The sequence below is a fragment of the Actinophytocola xinjiangensis genome (assembly GCF_001921215.1).
Lineage (GTDB): Bacteria > Actinomycetota > Actinomycetes > Mycobacteriales > Pseudonocardiaceae > Actinophytocola > Actinophytocola xinjiangensis.
Genome location: NZ_MSIF01000006.1, coordinates 271,520 through 295,970, shown reverse-complemented (window position 1 = coordinate 295,970; position 24,451 = coordinate 271,520). Strand labels below are relative to the sequence as shown.

Annotated in this window: 21 protein-coding genes; 7 read left to right on the top strand and 14 right to left on the bottom strand. The window is 72.8% G+C overall.

The window, feature by feature from the left end; genetic code table 11:
* Nucleotides 1-17 precede the first annotated feature (17 nt).
* Both BLA60_RS15810 and BLA60_RS15805 read left to right on the top strand, forming a co-directional pair.
* On the top strand, nucleotides 18-1,793 hold the full coding sequence (locus tag BLA60_RS15810; protein WP_245812003.1) for an FAD/NAD(P)-binding protein: 1,776 nt from the start codon (nucleotides 18-20) through the stop codon (nucleotides 1,791-1,793).
* A 43-nt stretch (nucleotides 1,794-1,836) separates the two neighbouring features.
* Entirely contained in the window at nucleotides 1,837-3,063 is a 1,227-nt protein-coding gene (locus BLA60_RS15805; RefSeq protein WP_075133625.1) for a putative PEP-binding protein, read from the top strand.
* A 3-nt stretch (nucleotides 3,064-3,066) separates the two neighbouring features.
* On the opposite strand, the gene BLA60_RS15800 is transcribed toward BLA60_RS15805, so the two are convergent.
* Nucleotides 3,067-6,027: a CHAT domain-containing protein gene (locus BLA60_RS15800; RefSeq protein WP_075133624.1), complete on the bottom strand. Its 2,961-nt coding sequence runs from the start codon at nucleotides 6,025-6,027 to the stop codon at nucleotides 3,067-3,069.
* Between the two features lie 128 nt (nucleotides 6,028-6,155).
* On the opposite strand from BLA60_RS15800, the gene BLA60_RS15795 reads away from it, so the two are divergent.
* Nucleotides 6,156-7,313, top strand: coding sequence for a glycoside hydrolase family 3 N-terminal domain-containing protein (locus BLA60_RS15795; protein WP_084734994.1), 1,158 nt, complete (start codon nucleotides 6,156-6,158; stop codon nucleotides 7,311-7,313).
* A gap of 13 nt (nucleotides 7,314-7,326) precedes the next feature.
* On the opposite strand, the gene BLA60_RS15790 is transcribed toward BLA60_RS15795, so the two are convergent.
* Nucleotides 7,327-8,475: a TetR/AcrR family transcriptional regulator gene (locus BLA60_RS15790; RefSeq protein ID WP_154814374.1), complete on the bottom strand. Its 1,149-nt coding sequence runs from the start codon at nucleotides 8,473-8,475 to the stop codon at nucleotides 7,327-7,329.
* A 223-nt stretch (nucleotides 8,476-8,698) separates the two neighbouring features.
* Here BLA60_RS15790 and BLA60_RS15785 point away from each other — a divergent pair, with 223 nt between their 5' ends.
* Nucleotides 8,699-10,222: a long-chain-fatty-acid--CoA ligase gene (locus tag BLA60_RS15785; RefSeq protein ID WP_211288746.1), complete on the top strand. Its 1,524-nt coding sequence runs from the start codon at nucleotides 8,699-8,701 to the stop codon at nucleotides 10,220-10,222.
* On the opposite strand, the gene BLA60_RS15780 is transcribed toward BLA60_RS15785, so the two are convergent.
* Genes BLA60_RS15780 through BLA60_RS15770 form a run of 3 tightly spaced genes read right to left on the bottom strand, consistent with a single transcriptional unit; the run spans nucleotide 10,176 to nucleotide 13,320 of the window.
* Nucleotides 10,176-11,258 (bottom strand): alcohol dehydrogenase catalytic domain-containing protein, encoded by a 1,083-nt coding sequence (locus BLA60_RS15780; protein ID WP_075133620.1) that lies wholly within the window; start codon nucleotides 11,256-11,258, stop codon nucleotides 10,176-10,178. The genes BLA60_RS15785 and BLA60_RS15780 overlap by 47 nt on opposite strands.
* Nucleotides 11,255-11,719: a DUF4334 domain-containing protein gene (locus tag BLA60_RS15775; RefSeq protein WP_075133619.1), complete on the bottom strand. Its 465-nt coding sequence runs from the start codon at nucleotides 11,717-11,719 to the stop codon at nucleotides 11,255-11,257. The genes BLA60_RS15780 and BLA60_RS15775 overlap by 4 nt, the downstream gene beginning before the upstream one ends.
* Nucleotides 11,716-13,320, bottom strand: coding sequence for a succinic semialdehyde dehydrogenase (locus BLA60_RS15770; protein WP_075133618.1), 1,605 nt, complete (start codon nucleotides 13,318-13,320; stop codon nucleotides 11,716-11,718). Before BLA60_RS15770 ends, BLA60_RS15775 begins: the two co-directional genes overlap by 4 nt.
* Nucleotides 13,321-13,503: 183 nt before the next feature.
* Here BLA60_RS15770 and BLA60_RS15765 point away from each other — a divergent pair, with 183 nt between their 5' ends.
* Complete coding sequence (locus tag BLA60_RS15765) at nucleotides 13,504-14,712, top strand: oxygenase MpaB family protein (protein WP_075133617.1); 1,209 nt, start codon at nucleotides 13,504-13,506, stop codon at nucleotides 14,710-14,712.
* 40 nt (nucleotides 14,713-14,752) lie between these two features.
* Here BLA60_RS15765 and BLA60_RS15760 read toward each other — a convergent pair whose 3' ends face one another.
* Nucleotides 14,753-15,751: a methyltransferase gene (locus BLA60_RS15760; protein ID WP_075133616.1), complete on the bottom strand. Its 999-nt coding sequence runs from the start codon at nucleotides 15,749-15,751 to the stop codon at nucleotides 14,753-14,755.
* Nucleotides 15,748-16,218: a PhzA/PhzB family protein gene (locus BLA60_RS15755; RefSeq protein WP_075133615.1), complete on the bottom strand. Its 471-nt coding sequence runs from the start codon at nucleotides 16,216-16,218 to the stop codon at nucleotides 15,748-15,750. The genes BLA60_RS15760 and BLA60_RS15755 overlap by 4 nt, the downstream gene beginning before the upstream one ends.
* A 112-nt stretch (nucleotides 16,219-16,330) precedes the next feature.
* On the opposite strand from BLA60_RS15755, the gene BLA60_RS15750 reads away from it, so the two are divergent.
* Nucleotides 16,331-17,158, top strand: a complete 828-nt coding sequence (locus BLA60_RS15750) for a PhzF family phenazine biosynthesis protein (protein WP_075133614.1) — start codon at nucleotides 16,331-16,333, stop codon at nucleotides 17,156-17,158.
* Here the strand turns inward: BLA60_RS15750 and BLA60_RS15745 are convergent.
* The 7 genes from BLA60_RS15745 to BLA60_RS15715 all read right to left on the bottom strand — a co-directional run bounded on the left by BLA60_RS15745 (nucleotide 17,149) and on the right by BLA60_RS15715 (nucleotide 22,512).
* Complete coding sequence (locus BLA60_RS15745; RefSeq protein ID WP_075133613.1) at nucleotides 17,149-17,742, bottom strand: pyridoxal 5'-phosphate synthase; 594 nt, start codon at nucleotides 17,740-17,742, stop codon at nucleotides 17,149-17,151. The two genes, BLA60_RS15750 and BLA60_RS15745, sit on opposite strands and share 10 nt — an antisense overlap.
* Complete coding sequence (locus BLA60_RS15740) at nucleotides 17,739-18,023, bottom strand: hypothetical protein (RefSeq protein ID WP_245812002.1); 285 nt, start codon at nucleotides 18,021-18,023, stop codon at nucleotides 17,739-17,741. The genes BLA60_RS15745 and BLA60_RS15740 overlap by 4 nt, the downstream gene beginning before the upstream one ends.
* Nucleotides 18,016-19,923, bottom strand: a complete 1,908-nt coding sequence (locus BLA60_RS15735; RefSeq protein ID WP_075133612.1) for an anthranilate synthase family protein — start codon at nucleotides 19,921-19,923, stop codon at nucleotides 18,016-18,018. The genes BLA60_RS15740 and BLA60_RS15735 overlap by 8 nt, the downstream gene beginning before the upstream one ends.
* On the bottom strand, nucleotides 19,920-20,540 hold the full coding sequence (locus BLA60_RS15730; RefSeq protein ID WP_075133611.1) for an isochorismatase family protein: 621 nt from the start codon (nucleotides 20,538-20,540) through the stop codon (nucleotides 19,920-19,922). The genes BLA60_RS15735 and BLA60_RS15730 overlap by 4 nt, the downstream gene beginning before the upstream one ends.
* Nucleotides 20,541-20,563: 23 nt before the next feature.
* Nucleotides 20,564-21,205 (bottom strand): hypothetical protein, encoded by a 642-nt coding sequence (locus tag BLA60_RS15725; RefSeq protein ID WP_075133610.1) that lies wholly within the window; start codon nucleotides 21,203-21,205, stop codon nucleotides 20,564-20,566.
* 112 nt (nucleotides 21,206-21,317) lie between these two features.
* On the bottom strand, nucleotides 21,318-21,908 hold the full coding sequence (locus tag BLA60_RS15720) for a GNAT family N-acetyltransferase (protein WP_075133609.1): 591 nt from the start codon (nucleotides 21,906-21,908) through the stop codon (nucleotides 21,318-21,320).
* Nucleotides 21,901-22,512, bottom strand: coding sequence for a TetR/AcrR family transcriptional regulator (locus BLA60_RS15715; protein WP_075133608.1), 612 nt, complete (start codon nucleotides 22,510-22,512; stop codon nucleotides 21,901-21,903). Before BLA60_RS15715 ends, BLA60_RS15720 begins: the two co-directional genes overlap by 8 nt.
* Before the next feature lie 135 nt (nucleotides 22,513-22,647).
* Here BLA60_RS15715 and BLA60_RS15710 point away from each other — a divergent pair, with 135 nt between their 5' ends.
* Nucleotides 22,648-24,432, top strand: coding sequence for an FG-GAP-like repeat-containing protein (locus tag BLA60_RS15710; RefSeq protein WP_075133607.1), 1,785 nt, complete (start codon nucleotides 22,648-22,650; stop codon nucleotides 24,430-24,432).
* The last annotated feature ends 19 nt before the right edge of the window (nucleotides 24,433-24,451 follow it).

Below are 24,451 nucleotides of genomic sequence, written 5' to 3'. Positions count from 1 at the left end.
GTCCCAGGGTGCTTGTCGTGGGAGCCGGGCTGGGGGGAACGGCCACGGCGATTCGCCTGCTCCAGTTCGCGCGGGAACCGGTGGAGATCATGCTCCTGGAACGGCGCGCCGAATACCGGCAGGCCGGGGTGGCCTACCACCCGGGCAGCAATCACTGGCAGCACGTCTTCAACATTCAGGCCGGGCGGATGTCGGCGTTCCGGGAGGACGTCGACGACTTCGTCTCCTGGGCCAACCGGGAGGCCGACCGGTCGGGCTGGCCGGACGAATGGCGCGACGTCGTGTTCACCGAGTCCGGCCCCGCGCCCCGCTGCGTCTATCCCGACTACCTGCGCGACCGCCTCGACCAGGCCGCCGCCGAGGCGCCCGATGGCGTCCACCTGGTCCAGGTCGACGGCGAAGCCGTTGACCTGGAACCGAACGACGGCCGGGTGACGGTCACCGTGACCGGCCGCCCCGACGTGGTCGCCGACCACGTCGTGCTGGCCACCGGGCTGGAGCGGCGGCACCCGGCGTTCGCCGAGACCGTGGTCGACCACCCGGCGTTCGTCGCGCAGCCGTACTCGGAACGGGGAATCGAACGGATTCTCGGGGTGGCGCCCGACGCGGAGGTCGCGATCGTCGGATCGGTGCTCAGCGCGTACGACTCGGCCGCATTGTTGTTGCGCCACGGACACACCGGCAAGATCCACATGATCTCCGGTTCCGGCCGTACCCTGCGCACCTATCCTGCCGATCACCGCCACCACGTTCTGGAACTCCCGCCGCCGCGCCTTGGCGACCAACCCTACGTCGGCCTCGACGATTTCATCGAACGGTTCCAGGACGAATGCCGGCGGGCCGGTCTGCGGGTGATCCGGGAACACCCGGAGGTCGCCCGGTCCGTCGTGAGCGAACGCGTCTTCAAGGCCTGGGAACCGCACCTGCCGGAAATCCTCGCCGCGATTCCCTCCGCCGACCTGCGGACCCTCCTCGACCGGTACGGCAGCCTGCTGGCGATCATGCGCGTCGGTGTCATGGCCTACACCGCCGCTCCGGTCGACGCCGCCATGGACGACCAGGTCGCGGTCACCGCCGGACGCATCCAGGCGATCACCCCCGGCGCGGACGACCGGCTGGTGCTGTCGGTCGGCGGCACCGCACCGCGACAGCTCACCGCCGACCTGGTGATCTCGAACTTCGGGCGCGAGTCCGACTACGCCAGGGTCGACTCGCCGCTGTGGGCCAACCTGCTGCGCCGGGGCCTGGCCTGCCCGCACGGCCGCACCGGCCGGGGCGTCGAGGTCGACGGCCACGGCACGCTCGTCGGCGCGGCCGGGCTGCCGGCGGCGCCGGTCTCGGTGGTCGGCAGCCCGCGCGAGGGCGACGAGATCGTGCGCAACGGGCGCACCGGCGCGTTCACCTTCAACCTCGCCGCCATCAAGAATCACTCGGTGGAGGTCGCCGCGTCGCTGCTGTGCCGGCTGGAGTCCTGCTACGACGCCACCGGGGTCCCCCTGCCCGAGACCCGTGACCCCGAGCTGACCGAGGCGCTGTCGTACTCGACCATGATCGAGGTCCGGCGGATGACCGCCCGGCGCCGCGACCAGCGCCAGGAGCTCACCGCCAGGCTGGAGGACAGCCTGCGCGCCATCCAGGCCATCAGCACCCGGCACGGCCGGTCGGTCACCGAACGCACGGTCCGGCTCGCCGTCACCGAGGTCGCCTCGGCGCGGCTCAAGGACCTGTCGGTCACCCCGCGCGACCTCCGTGGCCGCCTCGGGCTGGACAAGAGCCTGGAGACCCTCGCATAGGCGGAGATGCGGGCCGCGCCGGCCGGTTGTCAGCCTGGAGCTCATGGCACGTGAACTTCCCGGGGTCCTGCTGGTCGACGTGCCCGCGATCGAGATCCGTGGGGACTGCAACCACACCGGCCGTCCGATCCCCGGCTCGGTGCTCGTCGTCGAGACGCTCCGGCCGGACCTCTACGACGCCATCGTGGCCTCCTCGGCGGTGATCTGCGCCGGCGGCGGACGCACCGGCCACATGGAGTCGCTGTGCCGCACGCGGGGAATCCCGGTGCTGCGCGTCGAACGCCGCGAGCTGGCCGGGCTGGTCGGCACGGTCACCGTGCGCACCGACCGCGAGTCGGTCGTCGTCGGCGACGCGCGGCCACCGGCCCTGGCCCCCCGCCGGCTCGCCGTCACACCCGAGGACCTCGGGTCGATCTGTGTCGTGGTGGCCGCAGCGACCGACGTGGCGTCGACCAACGCGCTGGTGCCGCGCGTCGAGCAGGTGTCGAGCTTCTTCGTCCGCGAGGAGTTCGTGTGCCTGTCGGTGGGCCTGCGCCCACTCGACGCGCTGCGCTCCGGCCCGGTCGAGGCCCGTCGGTACGGGGCCGCCGTCGGACGGGAGCTGTGCGGGTTCGCCCGCGAGCTGCTGCCCGGACAGCGGCTGGTCATGCGGCTGCTGGACCTGCGCTCCGACGACGCCGCGCGGATCACCACCGGGGCCGTGGACCACGAGACCAACCCCGACCTCGGCCTGCACGGCGCGCGGGCGCTGCTGCGCGAGCCGCACTACCCGCTGGCGTTCGAGGCGCTGCGCGCCCAGGTGCGCGACACCCTCGGCCCGGACGCCGGCCGCGTGGGCTTCGCCGTGCCGTTCGTCAACGACCAGCACGAGTACCTGCTGCTGCGCCGCCGGCTCGCGCTGCCCGACGACCTGCCGCTGGCGGTGTTCGTCGAGACACCGGCCGCGGTGCACTCCGTGCCGGGGTTCTGCGCGGCCGGGGCGAGCGAGCTGTTCGTCGGCACCAAGGACCTCGTGCAGTTCTACCTGGCCGCCGACCGCAGCAACCACCAGGTCGCCCACGCCTACCAGACCCGCCACCCCGCCGTGCTGGCCGGACTGCGCCAGGTGGTCAACGCCGCCGGCCGCGCCGGCACCCCGGTGCACGTGTACGCGCTGCTCGACGACCTCGACCACTATGCGCACCGGCTGCCGCCCGACGGTTTCATGATGTGCACCGCCGAACTGCGGCGCCTGGCCGGGCAGACCGGCGAGGGCCTGGCGGCGGCGTAGCGCTCAGGCGCCGGTGTGGGTGTAGGCCGCCCACACCGCCGGCACGTCCGGGTACCGCTCCCGTAGCCGCCGGGTGACCTCGTGCAGGGCGACGGCGCTGCGCCCGGTCCTCGGCGCGACCGTGCCGTCGTCGGTGAGCAGCCGGTAGAACCCGGCGGCGAACTCGGCCGCGGTGGTGTCGTCGATGGACCACAGCGTGCCGACCACGTTGTGGTAGCCGGCGAGGTGGAACGCGCCGGTGATGTGCAGTGCCTCGTCGGCCAGGCGCGCGGCGGTCACGCTGGTCGCGCACGCCGACAGGTAGGCCAGGCCGGCCGACAGCCGCAGCGCGCCGATCTCGGTGACGGTCAACGGCGCGGTGGCGTGGTCGGCGAGCACGAGGTGGCTGCGGGCCGGGTCGGCCAGGTCGGCCCGGCCGTGGCAGGCGAAGTGCGCGACCTGGTGGCCCGGCAACGCGGCCAGGACCGTGTCGTGGGTGGGGTTGGTCAGCACGCTGGCCGCCGGCACCAGCGCCCCGATCGCGGCGGTCTCCTCGGTGACGCCCGGCAGCGCCGCACCCGGCAGGTCGGGGACCGGGACGATCACGGTCGTGCCCGGCGCGGCGCCGGCCGGCTCGGGGTTCCTGGCACGCGCGGTGGGCGTGTAGGAGGACACGACGCGGTCCAGCGCGTGCCCGGCGGCGTGCAGCGGCAGGAACGCCAGCACCCCGACCGGACACCACCAGACCCGGGGCCACGGGCCGCCGGCCGGTACGGCGGCGGTGTGCCCGAGGTGGGCGAGGACCGGGCCGGTGACGGTGTCCCACACCCAGTCCAGGACCGCGCGGATCTCCTGCTGGGCCGTGCGGGCGGCGGCGGGCGCGAGGTCCCGGGCGTTGGCCGTGCCGCACGCGGCCAGCAGGCTGGTCGCCCGGCCCTCGGCGGCGCGCGGGCTCAGCCCGGCCAGCGCGACGACGTGCACCGGGTCCTCGGGGTCGGCGGTCAGCACGAGGGCGTGGCCGGCGGTGACGTACACGACCGGCCCGTCCCGCGCGTGCCGGGTGAGCTGCCCGATGTCCGGCGCCCGCAGAAAACCGGCGAACCCGGGGCGCTCGCGCGCCTCGGCCAGGGCACGTTCCCAGTCCGCGTACGCGGCCCGGCGCGACGCGGCCAGCTGGCGGAGCTGGGCGCTGACGGTCCTGGTCGAGCCGGCGGTGAGCACGGTGTGCGCGAGGGTGGCGTGCGTGCGGTCCAGCTCGACGATCCGGCTCCGCGCCCGGTCGAGCCGGCCGGCGAGGTCGGGGTACCGGGCGCGCAGCCGTTCGTGGTCGGCGCCGCGCAGGCCGACGGCGTCGGCGGCGAGCACGCCCCGCGCCCGTTCCAGCAGTTCGACGGCGCGCGCGGGGTTCCCGGCGGCCAGTGCTGCGGCGGCCGCGTCCCCGGCGAGGCTGCCCAGTCGGCCGAGCTGGTGCTCCCGGTCGCTGCGTTGCAGGCTGCCCGGGGCGATCAGCTCCAGCAGGTCGATGGCGCTGTCCATGGCGCGCAACGCCTCGGCGGGGTCGGTGGCCAGCTGGCCCAGGGCGTGCCGGGCGCGCAGCCGCACGAACGTCGACGCGGCGGAGCTCGCGCCCGCCGCGCGCAGGCACTCCAGCGCCTCGGCCAGTACCTCGGGCTCGGCGGTGCGCTCGTGGAGCCGGTGGAGCGTGCTGCCGAGGTCGTAGCGGGTGGTGGCGTGGTCGGGGTGGTCGCCGGTGGTCGCCGCGACCGCCGCCCGGCCGGCCCGCGCTGCCTGCGTCAGCGCGTCCAGCTCGCCGGTCAGGTCGAACAGGGTGCGCAGCATGAGCCCCAGGTTGTGCAGGTAGCCGGCGCGGGCGGGGTGGTCGTGCGGGGTGGCGGTGATCGCGTCGCGCTCGGTCCGCACGCCCTCGCGCAGGATGTCGGCGTCTCGGGTGTGCTCGCCCAGCATGCCCAGCGTGCCGGCCAGGCCGTTGGTCATCGACGCGCGCTCGGGGTGGTCGCGGGGGAGTGCGGCGACCGCGTCGCGGCTGACCGTCACGGCCTCGTCGAGCACGTCGGACCGGTTGGTGCGGCTGTAGAGCGACACCAGCGTGCCGCCGAGGTTGTGCAGGAACACGGCCCGGTTCGGGTGTCCCTCGGGGGTGGCGGCCACGGCGGTGCGGCCGGCCCGCGCCGCCTCCTCCAGCACCTCCAGCTCCCCGGCGCGCTGGTACAGGACCTGGAGGGTGGCGGCGAGGTTGCTGCTGAACGCGGCGAGCCTCGGGTGTCCCGGTGTCAGGCCGGCGACCGCCTCGCGGGCCACCTCGGCCGCCTCCCGCAGCGTCGCCAGGTCCCCGGTGCGCACCGCCAGCAGCCGCAGCACGCCGCCGAGGTTGTCCAGGTACCGCACACGCAGTTTGTGGTGGCGGCTGATCGCCACCGCCTCGCGGCCGGCGGCCACCGCCTCCCGCACGACGTCCGGGTCGTTGCGGCGCTCGGCGAGCACGCTGAGCGCGGCCACCAGGTTGTTCAGGTCGTTGTCCCGGTGGGCGTCGGCGGCGCCGAGGGCGGCGAGGGCCTCCCGGAAGCGGGCCACCGCCTCGGTGAGCTGCTCGAACCGCCCGGTGGTCAGGTACGCGGTGAGCAGCTCGATGCCCGCGTCGCGCGACGCCTTCCCCGGGTCGGCCCCGCCGAGGAGGTGGTGCAGCAGCTCGGGGACGGAGTCCGGGCTGACCTGGTACACCGGGCCGAACAGGCGGGTGGCGGCGGCGAGGTCCTCGCCGTCGCTGCCGTCGGGCAGCACCTCCCAACGCAGCCAGTGGTACAGGCCCAGCGCGTGCGCCGCCGTCAGGTCGGTGTCCGGGTCGGTGGCCTCGGCCAGCCGGCGGGCGATCGCGGCGGCGCCGGCGTCCAGGATCCGGTCCGGGTTGGCGCGCGCGCCGCCGAGCAGGGCGTGGAGCGCGGACAGGGCGGCGTCGCGATCCGGCATGGCGGTGACCCCCCGTGATCTCGCCGAGCCTCGTTCAGGGGGAAAGGCTACATTCGGGAGTGCTCTTTCGACGCCTCACGGTCACGACCGGACTGCTGATCGCCGTCGCGCTCGGTGCTGTCGGCGCGATGGTCGCCGTGTTGGTGCTGGCCGCGGCCCCGGAGAGGACCTCGGGCACCGCCCAGCCGGCGGACCGTCGGCCCGCGCCGACCACGACGACCGCCGACGCGCCGCCGACGACGAGCCTCCCGGCGGCGACCACCACCACGACCGCACCCACGACGACGGCGTCCGCCTGCGCCGGGGTGATCGCGGACCTGCCGCCGCGCCGCCAGCTGGCCCAGCTGCTGATGGTCGGCGTCGACCCCGGCCGGGTCGAGCCCGCGGCCGAGTTGGTCCGCACGGTGGGCGTCGGCGGGATCTTCGTCGGTGGCAACGACACCGCGTTGTTGAGCGGCGGCGGGATCGACCGCGTCCAGGCCGTCTCGGCGGTGCCGCTGACCGTCGCCGTCGACGAGGAGGGCGGGCGGGTGCAGCGCATCGACGAGCTGGACGGCCCGATCCCCAGCCCGCGCGCGATGGCCAGGGACCTGACCACCGACCAGGTGCGTGACCTCGCCCGCGAGCGCGGGGCGGCGCTACGCGGCCGGGGCGTCACCATCGACTTCGCCCCGGTGGTGGACGTCAGCGGCCAGCCGGACGACTCGGTGATCGGCGACCGTTCCTTCGGTGAGGACCCGGCGACCGTCACCCGCTACGCGGGGGCGTTCGCCCAGGGCCTGCGTGACAGCGACGTCCTGCCGGTGCTCAAACACTTCCCGGGCCACGGCCGCGCCTCCGGTGACTCCCACGAGTCCACTGTGGTCACTCCGCCGCTGGCCGACCTGGAGGCCGTCGACCTCGTCCCGTACCGCGAGCTGCTTGGCCCGGACCGCCCGGCGGCGGTCCTGGTCGGGCACGTCGACGTCCCCGGCCTGACCGACGGCCAGCCGGCCACCCTCAGCCCGGCGACCTACGCGCTGCTGCACGACGAGTTCGACTTCGACGGCGTCTCCTACACCGACGATCTCGCCGCGATGAAGGCCGTCACGGCCCGCTACCCGTTGCCCGAGGCGGTGGTGACCGCGCTGGGCGCCGGTGTCGACGTGGCGTTCTGGTCATCGCCCGCGCAGATCAACGAGGTCCTCGACCTGCTGGAGAACGCCGTGGCCACCGGCCGGCTGCCCCGCCAGCGCGTCGACGAGGCCCTGGACCGCGTGCTGCGCGCGAAGGGCCTGTGCGGCTGAGAAACGAGGGCGGCTAAAGCCCCAGCGCGCCCAGCACCAGCGCGCCGACGGCGTCGCGGTTGTCCTGGTCGTCGCGCCAGCGCAGCCGCCGCCCGGCCTCGACGACCACGCCGAAGCCGGCGTGCACGAGCACCCTGGCCTGGCGGGAGTCCAGCTCGGGGCGGGCCAGTCGCAGCTGCTGCTCCCACACCGCGATGTGCTCGCGCTGGGCGACCACCAGCGGGCGTTGCAGTGCCGCCGGCAGGCCGCCGAGCTCGGCGTTGGCGACGGTGGTCAGCGCGGTGTGCCCGAAGCTGTAGGCGACGTAGGTCGCGGTCAGCACGGCCAGCGCCTCGTGCGGGTCGAGGACCTCGGTGAGGTTGTGCTCCACCGACTGGGACAGCAGGGCGCCGGCCTGGAGGCACGCGGCGGCCAGGATGTCGGCCTTGCCGGGGAAGTAGCGGTAGATCGCCGACGGGACCAGGCCGACGGCCTCGGCGATCCGGCCGTTGGTGACGGTGGCGAAACCGTCCTGTTCGAACAGCGGGATGGCCGCGGCGATGATCTCCGCGCGGCGGGTGCGCGGCACGGGCTGGTGGGGCAGTTCCACCAGCGGTACGCCGCCGGTGGTGGCCGTGGGGTCGGTGGTGGCGACCCGCAGCGCGGAGGCGAGCAGCAGGTCCTCGGCGCGGCGCTGCGCGATCGACGTGCGGTGCATGGTGATCGACCCGACCACTCCGAGGGCGGCGGCGGCCCGCAGGTCCCTGGCCGGCAGGTCGTCGGGCACCACCCCGGTCACCCGCCCGACGACGTGCGCGAACTTGGTGCCGAGCACGGCGCGGTCGGCCCGTTCGAGGTACCTGGCCTCCCAGCGGTACACCCCGCCGGTGGCTCGGTGGGCGACGGTGACCCCGGTGGCGGCGGCGAGCACGTCGGCGGCGGAGGCGTCGGCCGGCAGGGCGTCGAGCGCGGCGACCAGCCGGTCGACGGTGACGTTGGCGCACTCGGCGAACAACGCGTACTTGTTCGGGAAGTGCCGGTACAGCGCGGCGGCGGTGATGCCGACACCGGCGGAGATCTCCTCCATGGACGCCGCGTGGTAGCCGCGCTGGCTGAACATCCGACCGGCCGCCTCGACGATGAGCTGTCTGCGGTTGCGCGGCCGGACGGCCGACGCGGTCACCGGGGCGCCCGGACGCGGTACAGGGCCATGCGCGCCAGTCAACCACGCCCGGCCCGCCGGTCAACGTGACCCGGTACCCACCGATGTGACTTTCGATTAACTTAGTGCTTCTCAACCGGCCGTCGGGCAGGCATACTGGCGCCGCGACGGACAGGCACCGGCAGGTAGGAGTGGCACAGTGACGAGCCATGAGGTTCCCCCCTGGACGTTCCGGCACCACTGGATGGCGCACGCGGCGACGCACGCGCTGATGCGCCCGGACAAGCCGGCGTTGCGCTACCGGGGGGAGACCACGACCTGGGCGGCGCTGTCCGACCGCTCGCTGCGGCTGGCCGCCGGGCTGGCCGGCCGGGGCGTGGCCGCCGGCGACCGGGTCGCGATGCTGACCCTCAACCACCCGTGGTTCGTGGAGAGCGTGTTCGCGGCCAACAGCCTCGGCGCACTGGCCGTTCCCCTCAGCTTCCGGTTGGCACCACAGGAACTCGACCACATCCTGGCCGACTGCACGCCCTCCGCGGTGGTCGTCGACGCGGCGCTGCTGCCGCTGCTGCTGGCCGCCCCGGCCTCGGCCGCGATCGGCACGGTGATCGTCATCGGTGACCGGGACGCCGCCGGCGACCACGAGTCCTACGAGGAGTTCCTGGCCGCGCGGGAGCCGATGGAGCTGCCCGACATCAGCGAGGAGTCGACCGCGCTGATCATGTACACCTCGGGCACCACCGGACACCCCAAGGGTGTGCTGCTGTCCCACCGCAACCTGCAACTCCAGGCGCAGACCTGCGTCCGGGCGATGAAGATCTTCGACGACTCCGACGTCGGTTTCCTGACCGCGCCGTTCTTCCACATCGCCGGCCTCGGCTCGATCGTGGCGAACTTCCTGGTCGGCGGGACGGTGGTGATCCACCCGCTCGGCGCGTTCGACCCCCGGGCGGTGCTCGACGCCTACGAGCGCGAGGGCGCGACCGTGGTGTTCAACGTCCCGCAGCAGTGGGACCTGATCTGCGCCCAGCCCGACATCGCCCAGCGGGACCTGCGGCTGCGGATCATCAGCTGGGGCGCGGCACCGGCCAGCGACGCGACCCTGCGCGCGATGGCCGACTGCTTCCCGGACGCGCTGAACGTCGCCGTGTTCGGCCAGACCGAGACCTCGCCGATCACCTGCGTGCTCAGCGGAGAGGACTCGCTGCGCAAGCTCGGCTCGGTCGGCCGGCCCATCCCGACGCTCCAGTACCGCATCGTCGACGACGAGATGAACGACGTGGCCCCCGGCGCGGTCGGCGAGATCGTCTACCGGGGACCGACGGTGACCCAGGGGTACTGGAACAAGCCGGCGGAGACGGCCGAGGCGTTCGCCGGCGGCTGGTTCCACTCCGGGGACCTGGTCCGCCAGGACGAGGAGGGCTTCGTCTGGGTCGTCGACCGCAAGAAGGACATGATCATCAGCGGCGGCGAGAACATCTACTGCGCCGAGTTGGAGAACGCGATCGCCGGGCACCCGGCGGTGGTGGAGGTCGCGGTCGTCGGCCGGGCCGACGAGCGCTGGGGCCAGGTGCCGGTCGCGTTCGTCACCCTCGCGCCCGGCGCGGAGCTGTCGCTGCCGGAGCTGACCGCGTTCCTCGACGGCCGGCTGGCCTCGTTCAAGATGCCCAAGGACCTGGTGGCGACCGACGGACTTCCGCGCAACGCCGGCGGCAAGGTCGTCAAGGGCGCCCTGCGGGAGCGGGACGCGGCAGCAGTACGGGCTTGAGCACCCGCCCGGCCCGCTGGTCGGCGACCGCCCGGTCGAACTCGGCCAACGGGTAGGTCGCCACCAGCTGGTCGAGCGGCAGCCGGCCCTGCCGGTGGCGCAGGGCCAGCTCGGGGATCAGCGCCGACGGCTCGGCGTCGCCCTCGACGCAGCCGCGCAGCGTCAGCCCGCGCAGCATCACGTTCCGCACGTCGATGGTGGCCTCGGCCGGCCCGAGACCGACGACGGCCAGCGTGCCGCGCGGTTCGAGCAGGCCGAGCGCCCTGGCGATCACCTCCGGCCGGCCGGTGGTGTCCAGCGCGTGGGTCACCGCCGGCAGCGGGTCGTCCAGCGAGGCGGCGGTCGCGGCCCCGAACCGGGCGGCGAGGTCGCGGCGGGCCGCGATCGGCTCCACCACCACGACCTCCACGCGTTCGGACAGCGCGGTGAGCGCCGCCGCCGCGCCGACCCCACCGCCGCCGACGACCAGCAGCCGTGCGCCCGGACCGGGGCGCAGGACGTTGAGCACCGCGCCGGCACCGGTCAGGAAACCGCAGCCCAGCGGCGCGGCGACCTCCGGCGGCAGGTCGCCGACCCGCACGCACGAGCGGGCCGGGGCCAGCGCGGCCGTGGCGAACGAGGACTGGGAGAAGAACGACCCGAACACCGCCTCGCCGGCCACGCGGATCGTCGGCGACCCGTCCCGGCGGCGCCCGGAACTGGTCAGGGCGGCGGCCGACGCGCAGTAGGCCGGCTGGCCGGCCCGGCACTGCCCGCAGTCACCGCAGGAGGCGAACGAGATCACCACCCGGTCGCCGACGGCCAGCCCGTCGGCCGACCCGTCGACACCGGAGCCGAGCCGCTCGACCACGCCGCAGCCCTCGTGGCCGAGCACCGCTGGCCGGTCACCGAGCCGCTGGCGGATCACCAGGTCGGTGTGGCAGACACCGACCGCCTCGATCCGCACCACCACCTCGTCCGGCCGGGGGTCGTCCAGTTCGGCGTCGACGACCTCGCTCGGCGCGTCGCCCCGGGACAGCAGTACCGAGGTCCTCACTCACGCTCCAGCCCGAAGTAGAAGTGCCGGCCGTCGGCGAGCACGAGGCGCGGCTTGCCGTTCATCACGCCCATCAGCGTGTTCTCGTCCACCCGCTTGAAGTGGTCGAGCACCGGCCGGCCGTCGTAGACCATCGTCGCGGTGACCTCGCCCCGGAACTCCACGTTCCACAGGCTGGCCTCGCCGCCGCCGGTCGTGGTGTCGGAGTGGAGCGTGCCGTCCTCGGCGCGGCAGATCAGTGGCTTGGCGTCGTCCAGCGCGTCGAACCGCTTGCCGTGCCAGCGGCTCGCGCCAAGCGCCTTCTCGATCGGATGGCCGGTGGGGAACGCGAAACCGCGCCACGAACCGAGGATCGCCGCCGCGTCGACCACCTCCAGGTCGGCCCACAGCGCGTCCAGCAGGTCGGGGTCGATCGGGCCGGTGGCCGCCCGCAGCTCGCGCCACCGTTCCAGCGCGCTCACCGGATCCCCAGCCGGCGCAGCAGGGTGAGCTGGCGGTTGGTGCGGTGGACGAACCCGTCGGCCGGTGCCGCCGGTGTCGGCCCGAGCGGCATCAGCCGCTGCACGGCGATCGTCTGGCTCTCGGTGTACTTGCTGATGCCCTCGGCGCCGTGCCGCCGGCCCAGTCCGCTCTCGCCCATGCCGCCCATCCCCGCCTCGATGCTGCCGGCCGCCGCGGCCGCGCCGTCGTTGATGTTGACCGATCCGGAGCGGATCCGTCCAGCCAACCGCTCGGCCGCGCGGCTGTCGCGCGACCAGATCGACGCGGACAGGCCGTGGCTGCCCTGGTTGGCGAGTTCGACGGGGTCGGTACCGGCGGGGTAGGCGTAGAGCGACAGGACCGGGCCGAAGGTCTCCTCGGCGTGGACGGCCATCTCGGGCGTGACGCCGGTGAGGATCGTCGGTTCGTAGCACAGCGGGCCGATGTCCGGCCGGGTCCGGCCGCCGGTGAGCACGGTCGCGCCCTGGCGCACGGCGTCCTCGACGTGGGCCTGCACGGCGGCCAGCCGCGTGGGGGACACCAGCGAACCGAGGTCGGCGGCGTAGTCGTAGGTCTGGCCCAGTCGCAGGGACTCGGTGACCCGGACGAGTTCGTCCCGGAAGGCGTCGTGCACGTCCTCGTGCACGTAGACGCGTTCGATGTGGATGCACATCTGGCCGGAGTTGGCGAACGCGGCCACGGCGGTGCCGGTCGCGGCGGCGGTGAGGTCGGCGTCCTCCCGCACGATCAGCGGGTTCTTGCCGCCGAGTTCCAGTGACGCGCCGACGAGCCGGTCGGCCGCGCGCCGGGCCACGGTGCGGCCGGTGGCGGTGGAGCCGGTGAAGCAGACGAAGTCGACCGCGTCCACCACGGCCGTGCCGACGACCGGCCCGGAGCCGGTGACGACCTGCCACAGGTCCTCGGGCAGGCCGGCCTCGGCCATCAGGTCACGGGTCCACAGCAGGGTCAGCGGGGTCTGCGGGTCGGCCTTGGAGATCACGGCGTTGCCGGCGAGCAGCGCGGGCAGCACGTCGCCCGCCCCGAGGTAGAGCGGGTAGTTCCACGGTGAGATGACGCCGACGACGCCCCGGGGTACCCGCACCTCCCGGACCCTGGTCAGGCCGGGCACCATGCCGCGCACCCGCCGGGGCGCGAGGTAGCGGCGGGCGCGGCGGGCGTAGTGCCGGGCGATCGTCGCGACCTGGGCGACCTCCTGCCAGGCGTGGTAGCGGGCCTTGCCGGTCTCCCACTGGATCAGGTCGAGCACCTGGTCCTGGCGGGCCAGCAGCAGGTCGTGGAAGGCGAGCACGATCGCGGCCCGGCTCGCGAGCGGGGTGGCGGCCCACTCCCGCTGCGCGGCCCGGGCGCTGTCCGCGCAGGAGGCGACGTCCTCGGGCGCGCTGCTGGGGACCTCGGCGGTGGGGGAGAGGTCGAAGGGCGCGGCGGCGGTCAGCGGCTCGGGTGCGGTGTCGGCGTGCCGGGTGACGTCCCGGCGTACCCGGGCGCACCACCGCGTGACGTGTTCGTCGCTGACCCAGGTGGGACGGGCGTCGGTCCCGGTGGTGGTCGGCTCGCTGGTCATGGTGGCTCCTCGGGGGGACAGCGGAGGCGGTTCGGGTTGCCGACGACCCCTTGCCGGGGGCTGGCGAGCTTCGCTATGTTAATCAAGATTCTCACACTGACTCAAGTGGGAACATGGCTGGTTTGCTACCGCGAGACCCTGCACAAGCGGCGCCTATGCCTATCAAGGAAGCTAGGTAAGTAAATGAGCAATCTCAGCAGGAGGAACGCCCTTTCCCTCGGTGTGGCGCTGGGTTTGGTCGGCGTCGCCGGCGCTGCCCCGGCCCTGGCGTCCACGGCCGGGTCGCTGGCCCCGGCGGCCGGCAAGGCCACCGCCGCCGACCCGTGGTGGGCCTGGGACGACGAGATCGACACCCTGATGGCCGGCCTGCTCAACGCCGGCCAGGTCCCCGGTGTCAACACCGCGATGCGTACCTGGGTGGACAACAACGACCCGCTGCCCACCGGCCTGCCCGGCAACCTGACCACCTGGCTGCGCAAGGTCAACACGCTGCCCAGCTGGGCCGACCCCACCAAACTGCGCCTGGCGGCGGACTTCAACCGCCGCAAGGACACCTACCTGTTCATGCTCTACGGCCTGGGCAGCGGCATCATGAGCACGGTCATCCCGCGTGAGGCCAAGTCGGTGTACTGGTCGGCCGGCGGCGCCGACATGCAGGACCGCGCGGCCAAGACGTTCACCTTCGGCTACGACCTGAGCGACCGCAACGCCTTCGACCCCGACGGCCAGTTCGTGGTCACCGCCAACAAGACCCGCCTGGTGCACGCCGCCGTGCGCCACCTGCTGCCGCAGTCACCGCAGTGGACGGCCGTGGCCGACGAGCAGATCCCGATCAGCAACGGCGACATCCTGGTCACCTTCCACAGCCTGGGCACCTACGTGCACAAGAAGCTGCGCGACTGGAAGGTGCCGATGACCGCGGCGGAGGAGGAGGCCTTCCTGCACATGTGGCAGGTGGCGATCTACCTGCTTGGCGTGCGGGAGGAGTTCATCCCGAAGACGTGGGCGGAGGCGTACGCGCAGTCCGAGCAGGCACTCACCCCGGTTCTCACGCCGACGCAGGAGGGCAGGGACCTCGCCGAGGACCTCCTCGGGCTGACCGCGCAGATCGACCTGGGCGTCACCCGGGGCTTCCTCAACGAGTTCGTGCGCTACGCGCTGAGCCACGAGATCGGTGACTGGCTGGGGCTGCGGCGCGACTACGCGGCGGCGGCACTGGTGCGCACAGGCTGGCCCGCCTACATCGCGTTCCGCGAGGGGCTGATCCCGGTCATGCCGGTCGGCTTCTACATGTTCGACCAGTTCATCCGGGCGATCGCGATGTTGTTCCTCAACAAGGGTTCCTCGTCGACGACGACACCCATCACGATCCCCACCGGCAACCGGCCCTGAGTCATCGTGCGGGCGCCCGCCGCCGGGCGCCCGCACGGTCTCAGTCCCGCCGGCGCACGACCAGCGCGGTGGTCTCCACCGGCAGGTCGGCCGCCCGCTCGACCTCCAGACCCGCCTGGTCGAGCAACACCTCCAGCTCGGCACGCGAGCGGTGCCGCCCGCCGGTGGTCATCAGCAGGTGCAGGTCCCACAGTGCCGGCAGCACGGTGGAGTTCTCGTCGACCACCAGCCGGTCCAGCAGCAGCAGCCGCGCGTCCTGACCGGTGAGGTTGTTCCGCACGTCGGTGAACAGCTTCACCACCGCCTCGTCGGAGTGCCCGGCCAGCACCCGGCACAGCAGGTACACCTCGCCGCCGGCGGGCACCGCCTCGAACATGTCGCCGGCGACCAGGTCCAGCCGCCCGGCCAGGTGCGCCAGCCGGGTCCGCGCGGCGGCCACCACGTTCGGCAGGTCCAGCAGCACGCCGTGGGCGTCCGGGGTGGCCGCCAGGATCGCGCCCAGCAGCTGCCCCGAGCCGCCGCCGAGGTCCACCACCCGCCGGCCGGCGAAGTCGAACACGCCGGGCACCGCGTCGAAGAACAGGTTGCCGGCGCGCATCGCGCCCTGGAACCGTTCGGCCGCCGCCGGGTCGGTGGTGAAATACTCGTACACCGGCCGGCCGTAGGCCAGCTCGAACCCGGAGCCGACCGTGCTGATCGCCTCGGCGGCGTGGCCCCAGGCCGCGTAGAAGTCCTCGCCGTAGAGCAGGCACATGTCCCGCTGCGAGCCGGGCCGGTCCAGCAGCGCACGGCTCACGTCGGTGTTGCGGTAGCCGGCGCCGGTGCCGGCGAACACGTCCATGGCCACCAGCAGCCGCATCAGCCGGTGGATGCCGTCCTCCCTGGCGCCGGACGCGGCGGCCAGTTCGGCGTCGGTGGTCCGGCCGTCCTCGATGTGGTCGGGCAGACGCAGCTTCACCGCCGTGTAGACGGCCTGGGCGCGCCAGCCGCCGGTGATCAGCTCGACCACGGTGCTGGCGGCCGTCACGTCCCCGCTCATGTCGGGATTCCGGCGCGCTTGATCACCGGGATGTCGATGCCCAGCGCGCGCATCTGGTGGTAGGGGTTCATGAACTCGCGCTGCTCACAGATCCTGCCGTCGCGGAAGCGGAACGCGTGCAGGAAGTGGTTCTCGTACTGGCCGGGCGGGTAGTCCGGGAACAGGATCTGGCCCTTGCCGTCGCACTCCACCCAGAACCGGTCCGGGTCCTGGGTCTCGAAGATCTCGACATTGTACCAGACCCAGTCCGGGAAGATCTTCAGCGACCAGGCGCCGTGCGCCTTGAGCTTGTCCCGGCCGACGGAGATGATCGGCTCCATGGTGTCGCCGGTGTAGAGCCCGCCGCTGCCGTCGTCGGTGAACAGTTCGTACCGGGTGAGCCGGCCCTCACCCCGGCGGCTCATGTAGTCCTCCACCACGGCCCGGTTGTGGCGTCGCGTCTCGACGTTCTGCTCGAATGCGTTCATGGCCCGCCAATCTTCCGACCGTCCGGATCCCACTTGTAACGGCGCCGGACGGAAACTGTCAAACGTGTCCAACTGCTCATTTCCGCGCGCCTCCGCGCGCTATTTTTGACCAATGCTGGAATATGTCGTCGCCGATGTCTTCGCCGAGGAACCGTTGTCCGGCAACCCGGTCGCGGTGTTCCTGGCCGCCGCCGGTCTGAGCGCCGACCGCATGCAGCGGCTGGCCAGGGAGATGAACCTCTCGGAGACGGTGTTCGTGCTGCCGCCCGAGCGTGACGGTGACGTGCGGGTGCGGATCTTCACGCCGGTCAACGAACTGTCCTTCGCCGGCCACCCCACGCTGGGCACCGCGATCGTGCTGGCCGGTGACCGGGACCGGCTGCTGATGGAGACCGGCATGGGCACCGTGCCGTTCACCTACGACCGTTCGCGCGCGGTCCTGTCGGCCACGATGCGCCAGCCGGTGCCGACCTGGGAGCCCTACGCCCAGTCCGCGCACCTGGTGGCGGCACTGGGAATCACCGACTCGACGCTGCCGGTCGAGGTCTACCGCAACGGTCCCCGGCACGTCTACGTCGGCCTGCCGGACGTGCGGGCGCTCTCGGCGCTGCGCCCCGACCAGCGCGCGCTGGCCGACCACCTCGACGTCGCCGCCAACTGCTTCGCCCCGGCGGGCGAGTCCTGGCGGCTGCGGATGTTCTCGCCGGCCTACGGGGTCGCCGAGGACGCGGCGACCGGCTCGGCCGCCGGCCCGCTGGCGGTGCACCTCGCCCGGCACGGCCGCATCGCCTACGGCGACCGGATCGAGATCTGGCAGGGCGTCGAGATGGGCCGGCCGTCGCGGATGCTGGCCACCGCGACCGGCGCGGGCGACCGGGTGGACCGGGTCGAGGTGTCCGGGTCGGCGGTCGTGGTCGCGCGCGGCTCGTTCTACGGCTGAAGTCGGGTGTGCGTCCACGTCTGCCCGTCACGGTCGTAGCGCATCCGCCAGTAGAACCGCTCCGGCCGGTCCTCCCAGAACTCCACAGTGGACGGCACGAGCTGGTAGCCGACCCAGGCCGCCGGCCGGTCCAGCGGCTCGCCGGACGCGGCCAGCTCCCGGACCCGCGTGCGCAGCGCGTCCTCGTCGGTCAGCGGCGCGCTCTGCGTGGTGGCCACCGACATCGGGTGCAGGCCCGGCGCCCTGGCGAACCACAGCTCGTCGCTCTGTTCGTCGGTGAGCTGCTCGACCGGGCCGGTGAGGATGACCTGCCGGCGGGACTCCCGCCAGTACAGCACCCCCGACGCCCAGCCGGTGGCGGCGAGGTCGCGGCCCTTGGGGCTGGTGGTGTAGCTGGCGAAGACCAGACCGTGGTCGGTGATCCGGATGGTCGCCACGATCCGGTTCGACGGCCGCCCGGCGGCACTCACCGTCGCCAGCGACAGCACGCCCGGCTCACTCACCCCCGCCGCCACCGCCTCGGCGAGCCAGTCCCTGGCCAGCGCGATCGGAGCCGCGGTCGGAGCTGTGATCGGTTCGGTCACGGTTCCTCCACGGCCAGGCCGAGACCGGACAGAGCGGCCACCGCGTAGCTGCCCTCGACGGTGGCCTCGACGTCGAACACGATCCGCTCGGTCGGCGGGTAGCCGATCAGCTCCAGGGCGCGGTAGGGCGGCAGCGGCTGGTCGGGCCGGGGATGACCGGGCTCCCACAGCATCACCGCGCCCCACCGGTTGCCGGCGCGGTCGGAGATCCAGAACTTCAGGCGCAGACCGGGTATCCCGGCCCACGCCGCCGCCCCGCCGTCGCGCAGGTGTTCACGCAATGAGTCGATGGTCTGGGTCGACGTGCTCAGGTCCCACCACGTGACGGTGGCTCGCATGCTTGTCCAGCACCTCCTTGATCCGGGTGGCCAGGATTCTCGGCCCGTCCTTGGTGAGCACCGACTCGGGGTGGAACTGCATGGTCGCGAAGTGCGGTCCGCGCAGGGCGTGCACCTCGCCGGTGTCCTCGTCGCGGCTGACCTCGACCCGCCCGGCCCTCGGGTGGTGGACGACCTCGGCGGTGGCGTGCGCGGCGAAGGAGTTGTAGAACCCGACGACCTCCCGCTCGCCGAACAGGTCGATCTCCGAGCGGGTGCCCTGGTTGGGCGCCGCGCAGCGGCGCACCGGCAGACCCAGCTTGAGGCTGACGACCTGGTGGCTCAGGCACACCGCCAGGAACGGCCGGCGCCGCGCCAGCAGCGTCTCGATGGCCGTGTGCAGGTGCGCGATCCTCGGGTCGCCGGTGTCCTGGGGGTCGCCGGGGCCGGGGCCCATGATCACCAGGTCGTGGTCCTGCCACGAGTACGGCTCGTCGAAGCGGCGCACGGTCACGTCGAGCCCGAGGGTGCTCAGCTGCTGGGCGATCATCGCGGTGAACGTGTCCTCGGCGTCGACGACCAGCACCGACCGCCCGGCCAGCGCCGTCGGCCCGACCTCCTGGCGGTTGTCGGCCAGCCAGAACCCGGCGAGCGGCGCGTTGAGCCGGTTCAGCGCGGCCTGGACCTCGGGCCGCTCGCCGAACCTGACCGGGCCGTCGACGTCGAACGCGGAGAGCAGGCCGGCGGCCTTCGTGCGGGTCTCGGCGACCTCGGAGTCCGGGTCGGAGTGCCGTACGAGGGTGGCGCCGACGCCGATCCGCAGCTGCCCCCGGTGACCGATCTCAGCCGTGCGGATGAGGATCGCCGAGTCCAGCTCACGCCGGCCGTCCTCGTCGCGACCGATGAGCCCGATGATCCCGCTGTAGTAGCCGCGCCCGCCCGGCTCGTAGCGGCTGATCACCCGGCAGGCGCTCTCCACCGGGCTGCCGGTGACCGTCGGCGCGAACATCGTCTCGTGCAGGATCTGGCGGGGGTCCATGGCCGAGCGGCCCTCGATGAGGTACTCGGTGTGCGCGAGCCGGGTCATCTCCTTGAGGTACGGCCCGGTCAGCCGCCCGCCGGAGGCACAGATCCGGGCCATCATCTTGAGTTCCTCGTCGACGACCATCAGCAGCTCGTCGTTCTCCTTGGTGTTGTTGAGGAACTCCATCAGCCCGGCGAGCGTCGGCCCGGAGGGCGGGTAGCGGTAGGTGCCGCTGATCGGGTTCATCACCGCGGCCCCGTCGCGCAGGCTCACGTGTCGCTCCGGGGTGGCGCCGACGAACGTGCGCTCGCCGGTGTACACGACGAAGGTCCAGTAGGCGCCCGACTCGCGTTCGCACAGCCGGCGGAACAGGGTCAGCGCGGCGGCCGGACCGAAGCCGGGCAGTTCGGCGACGAACGAGCGCCGGACGACGAAGTTCGCGCCGGTGCCGTGGGCTATCTCCTCGTCGATGATCCGTCGCACCAGCCCGGCGTAGGCGTCGTCGTCGGGGTCGAAATGGCCGCCGGCCAACGGGATCGGCGTGTCAGGCAGGCTGGCCAGCACGTCGTTCCTGGGCAGTACGGCCTGCTGGGTGACGGTGAGCGCGATGAGCGGCGACCCGTCGTCCACGGCGGCGTAGCCGCGTTCGGTGATCTGCCGGTAGGGGACCAGCACCAGCACGTCGTGGCCGGGCGGGCCGGTGTCGGGCAGCGTGACCCGGGCCAGGGTGTCCGGTGTGGACACCTCGCCGACCAGGACGTCGAGGTCGTCGCCGGTGGAGTTGGGGCGGTGCAGGATCGCGAACGGCTGGGGCGTCGCGCCGAGGAGCCGCGCTATCACCGGAGCACCTCCTTGGCGGTGCACACCACCGCGCAGCGGCGGGCGGCGTAGTCCAGGGCCAGCCGGTGGTCCTCGGGGGTGAAGTCGGCGGTGCCGTTGGCGACGACGAAGGGCGCGATGTCGTTGGTGAACGCCTCGACGGCGGTCATCAGCACGCCGACGTGCGCGTACACACCGCAGATGACCAGCTGGTCGCGGCGCAGCTCGCGGAGTTCGGCGAGCAGGCCGGAGCGGTGGAACGCGCTGTAGCGCCACTTCGTGTACGTGTGGTCGCCCGGCTGGGGCGCGAGCGGTTCGACGATCTCGCGGTCGGCCGGTTCGACGGTCATGCCGGCGCCCCAGAAGTCCTTCAGCAGACCGCGTTCGCCGTCGGTCATGCCGCCGGGCTGGGCGGTGTAGCGGACCGGGACGCCCTGCGCGCGGCACCGGTCGAGGACGTCGGCGACGTTGCTGACCAGCGGCAGCGCGATCTCGTCCGGGAAGGGCCGCAGGAAGTACCGCTGCATGTCGTGGATCAGCAGGACCGCGCGGTCGGGGTCGACCGTCCAGTCGGCGACGTTGGCCGGCAGGTCACCGGCGCTGGGTAGCGGGTAGGCCGCGATCGGTGGGATTCCCATGGCTGTCTCCTGACGACCGGTGGTCAGCTCGCCTCGGTGGCGGTCGTGCGTTCGAGCCGCTCGGCGAAGGTGTGCCAGGCCCGCGCGCACTCCCGCGCGACTCGCGCTGCGGCGTCCCGGCAGTGCGGCGGCACGGTGTTCGCGGACGCGGCCCACCGTCGGGCCGGCATCGTGTGCAGGTCCAGCAGCCGCAGCAGTTCCCGGCCGGACTCGGAGAACCGGAGTCGGGGATCACCGCGCAGCTGGGCGAGGACCGCGGTCGGGTCGGGGCCCGGTTCGGGCGCGGGCGCCGGTTCGCCGCGGTGCAGCTGGGAGCGTACCGACCGGACGGTCTCCGGGGAGAGCCCGGCGCGCCGGGCGACCTCACGCAGCGACAGGGTGGGTTCGTCGAGCAGCAGTGATCGGGCGTGCCGGCGGCGTTCGCGCGCGTTGACCGGCCTGGTCCGGCCGTCGTGCCCGAGCCGGTCCGGCGGGTCGGGTTCGGCTCTGCGCAACCGGATCCGGGCGACGGTCGCCGCCGACAGCCCGGCGGCGGTGGCGATTCTGCGGTCCGACCAGTGCGGGTGCGCGCCGACGATCCGCGCTGCGACGGCCTTGCGGTCGGCCAGTGAACTGGGTTGACCGCCGGTCGCGTTCCCGGAAACCTGCACCGCGGACTCGGGCATGCACATCTCCCTGCCGGTTGACGGTTCGGTGATTCAAATGGTGCATGCTGGCGAGGGGATCTGGCAACGAATGCCCTACCTGTTCTCCAGCGCTTCTGGAGAATGGCGATCGTTATTTCTGTTCAAGTGTGAACGAAGCGTAGTAGTTGATTCCGGTTCGACCGAAGTGCCGTACCTTCTTTCGGGTGAACTCGCGAAAGCCGAGCTTCTGGTAGAGCGCGATCGCCGGGGCGTTGGTGTCGGCGACCTCCTCCAGAACGTAGGTGTGGTACTCGGGCAGGGTCAGCAGGTGGCTGATCAGGGCGGTGGCCACACCCCGGCCACGGAACTCCGTGGCCGTCGCGACGAACTCGATCGAGGCCTTCCCGCTGGTGGTGGTGGTCCACGGTTTCTGGAACGTCCGCCGGAACACCTGGTCGGCCAGTGCTCCCCGGACGGTCCCCAGTTCGCGGCGCAGGATCCGCCCGTCGTGGCGGAAGGAGAGCCGCACGCCGTCGGTGCAGGCGGCGATGGCCGCCGGCCGGCCGTCGACGAGGGCGACGTGGAACAGCGACGGGACCAGGGCGTGGGTGAGCGCACCCGCCAGCCGGTCGTGGTCCTTGGCGAAGAAGTCCAGGTGCTCGCCGAAGCCGTCGACAAAGATCTTTCCGAGACCGGCCCGGGTGTGTTCGTCGAGTTCGTCGGCCCGTCGTACCTCAGTCATCGGTGTTCTCCTTGATCAGGAAGTGGGTCAGCATGGTGGGCCGGGGCGCGACGAACCGCTTCCCGAGGGTGAAGCGCAGCATCGCCAGGCCGCCGAGGGCGCCGAACCAGCAGCTGGCCAGTTCGGCGGGGTCGCCGGGGTGGAACCGGCCGAGGCGCTGGCCGCGCGCGATCAGGTCGGCGACGGCGCGCATCATCGCGTCGTGCCTGGCCATCAGCGTGCGCACCTGGGCCGGCGGGTTCGCCATGGCAAAGGACTGGTTCATGATCAGCATGAACTCCACGAACGTGCCGTTGGTGACGACATCGGCCACGAGTTCCTCGGTGAACGCGGTGATGATCTCGGCCGGCGGGTCGTCGGCGAGGAACCGCGCGGTGACCCCGCTCAGGCCCTGCGCCGCGCGGGTGACCAGTTCGCCGAACAGGTCCTCCTTGGTCCGGTGGTGCCGGTACAGCAGCCCGGTGCTGATCCCGGCCTCGCGGGCGATGTCGCGCACGTTGGTCGCCGCGAAGCCCTGCCGGGCGAACAGCCGGATCGCCGCGACCTCGATCCGTTCGCGGGTGTCGGCCCGCATCGCCTCGTACTGCGCCTCGCTCCGTGGCACCCGTCCACCTCCGGTCTTTGAATGAACCGATGTTCACTCTACATGAGACGGTGTTGGCCGCCGCCGGTCCCTACTGTCGGCGCCCCCGCTGTGGTTCGATGTCGCACGACCACGGGATGATCACGGGAGGCGGTCATGCGACGGCTGGGTGCGGTCCTCGCCGGGGTGGTGCTGGTGATGTCACCGGCTCCCGCCACGGCCGACGAGCTCACGAGCGACGTCACGGTGGACACCAGGGACGAACTGCTGGCCGCGCTGGCCGGCGCCACGGCGGGGGACACGGTGACCGTCGCCGGCACCGCGTCGATCAACCTCACCGGCCTCAAGCGGATCGTCATCCCCGCCGGGGTCACCCTGGCCAGCGATCGCGGCAGCGGCGGCTCGTCGGGCGCCCTGCTGTACAACACCGAACTCGACCTCGGTGACCGCGAGGCGTGGGCGCAGTTCTCGCCAAGGGGCAGCGGGGTGCGGATCACCGGACTGCGGCTGCGCGGCCCGGACACCGAGATCCGCGACAACGCCTACCAGTACGACAACTCGCGCGGCATCGAGGCGCTGGAGACCTCGGACCTGACGGTGGACAACAACGAGCTCTCCGGCTGGTCGCACGGCGCGGTGTACCTCGGCGACTCCATCGAGGCGCGCGTCGCCAACAACGACATCCACCACAACCGGCGCACCGGCCTTGGCTACGGGGTGGTGCTGTACAACAGTTCCAGCGCGATCATCGAGTTCAACCGGTTCGAGCAGAACCGGCACGCCATCGCCGGCAACGGCCTGCGCACCCAGCGGTACGAGGCCCGCTACAACCTCGTGATCGACAACGCCCGCTCCCACGGCTTCGACATGCACGGCGAGAACGAGGCGCTGGGCAACGGCGCCCCCTACGCCGGGGACGTCATCCACATCAACAACAACAGCTTCCGCTCCAGCGCCCAGCCGGCGGTCGTGGTCCGTGGCCGGCCGGCCACCACGGCCACGGTCACCCGCAACTGCTTCGCACACACCGGGGCGTCGACCGCCACACGCCAACTGCACTTCACCGGCAACCTCACGGTAGGCACCAACACCTACGCCACGACCACCGGCAACTGCCACGTCCAGGGCACCCGCCGCCTGGTGGCCTGGCAGGTCTCCAGCGGCGGCACCGGCTCCTGGCAGTCGCTGGCGCCCTACACCTTCGACGCGGCCGAGGTCGGCTTCGGCGACTTCGACGGGGACGGCCGCGACGACGTGTTCCGCGCGACCGGCCACCGCTGGTACTTCTCGCCGGGCGGCGTGGGTCGCTGGGTGCCGCTGACGACCTCCGGCACGACCCGCGCCGCGCTGCGCTTCGGCGACTTCGACGGCGACGGCCGTACCGACGTGTTCACCGCCTCCGGCGGGGAGTGGCTGTTCTCCCCGGGCGGCCGGGGAGCGTGGCAGACGCTGAACACCTCCGGCTACGGCCTGGCCGACCTGCGGTTCGGGGACTTCGACGGCGACGGCCGCACGGACGTGTTCCGCACCAACGGTTCCCGGTGGTACTACTCGGCCGGCGGCCGGACCGCGTGGACCCCGCTGACCTCGGCCACCCTGCCGCTGGGCTCGCTGGGCTTCGGCGACTTCGACGGCGACGGCCGTACCGACGTGTTCGCGCTGGTCGGCGACCGGTGGCAGTTCTCCTCGGCCGGCCGGGAGCGGTGGTCCCCGCTGGCGACCTCGGGCTACGCGGCGTCGGCGCTCATGTTCGGCGACCTCGACGGCGACGGCCGCACCGACGTGTTCCGCACCGACAGCACCCAGTGGTTCTACTCCTCGGGCGCGCGAACCTCGTGGACCCCGCTGGCCCGCGCGACCTGCCCGTCCTCGACGCTGGCGCTCGCCGACCTGACCGGCGACGGCCGGGCCGACGTGTTCGGTGGCCGCTGCGGGGCGTGAGCCCGGGGGACCGGTCCCC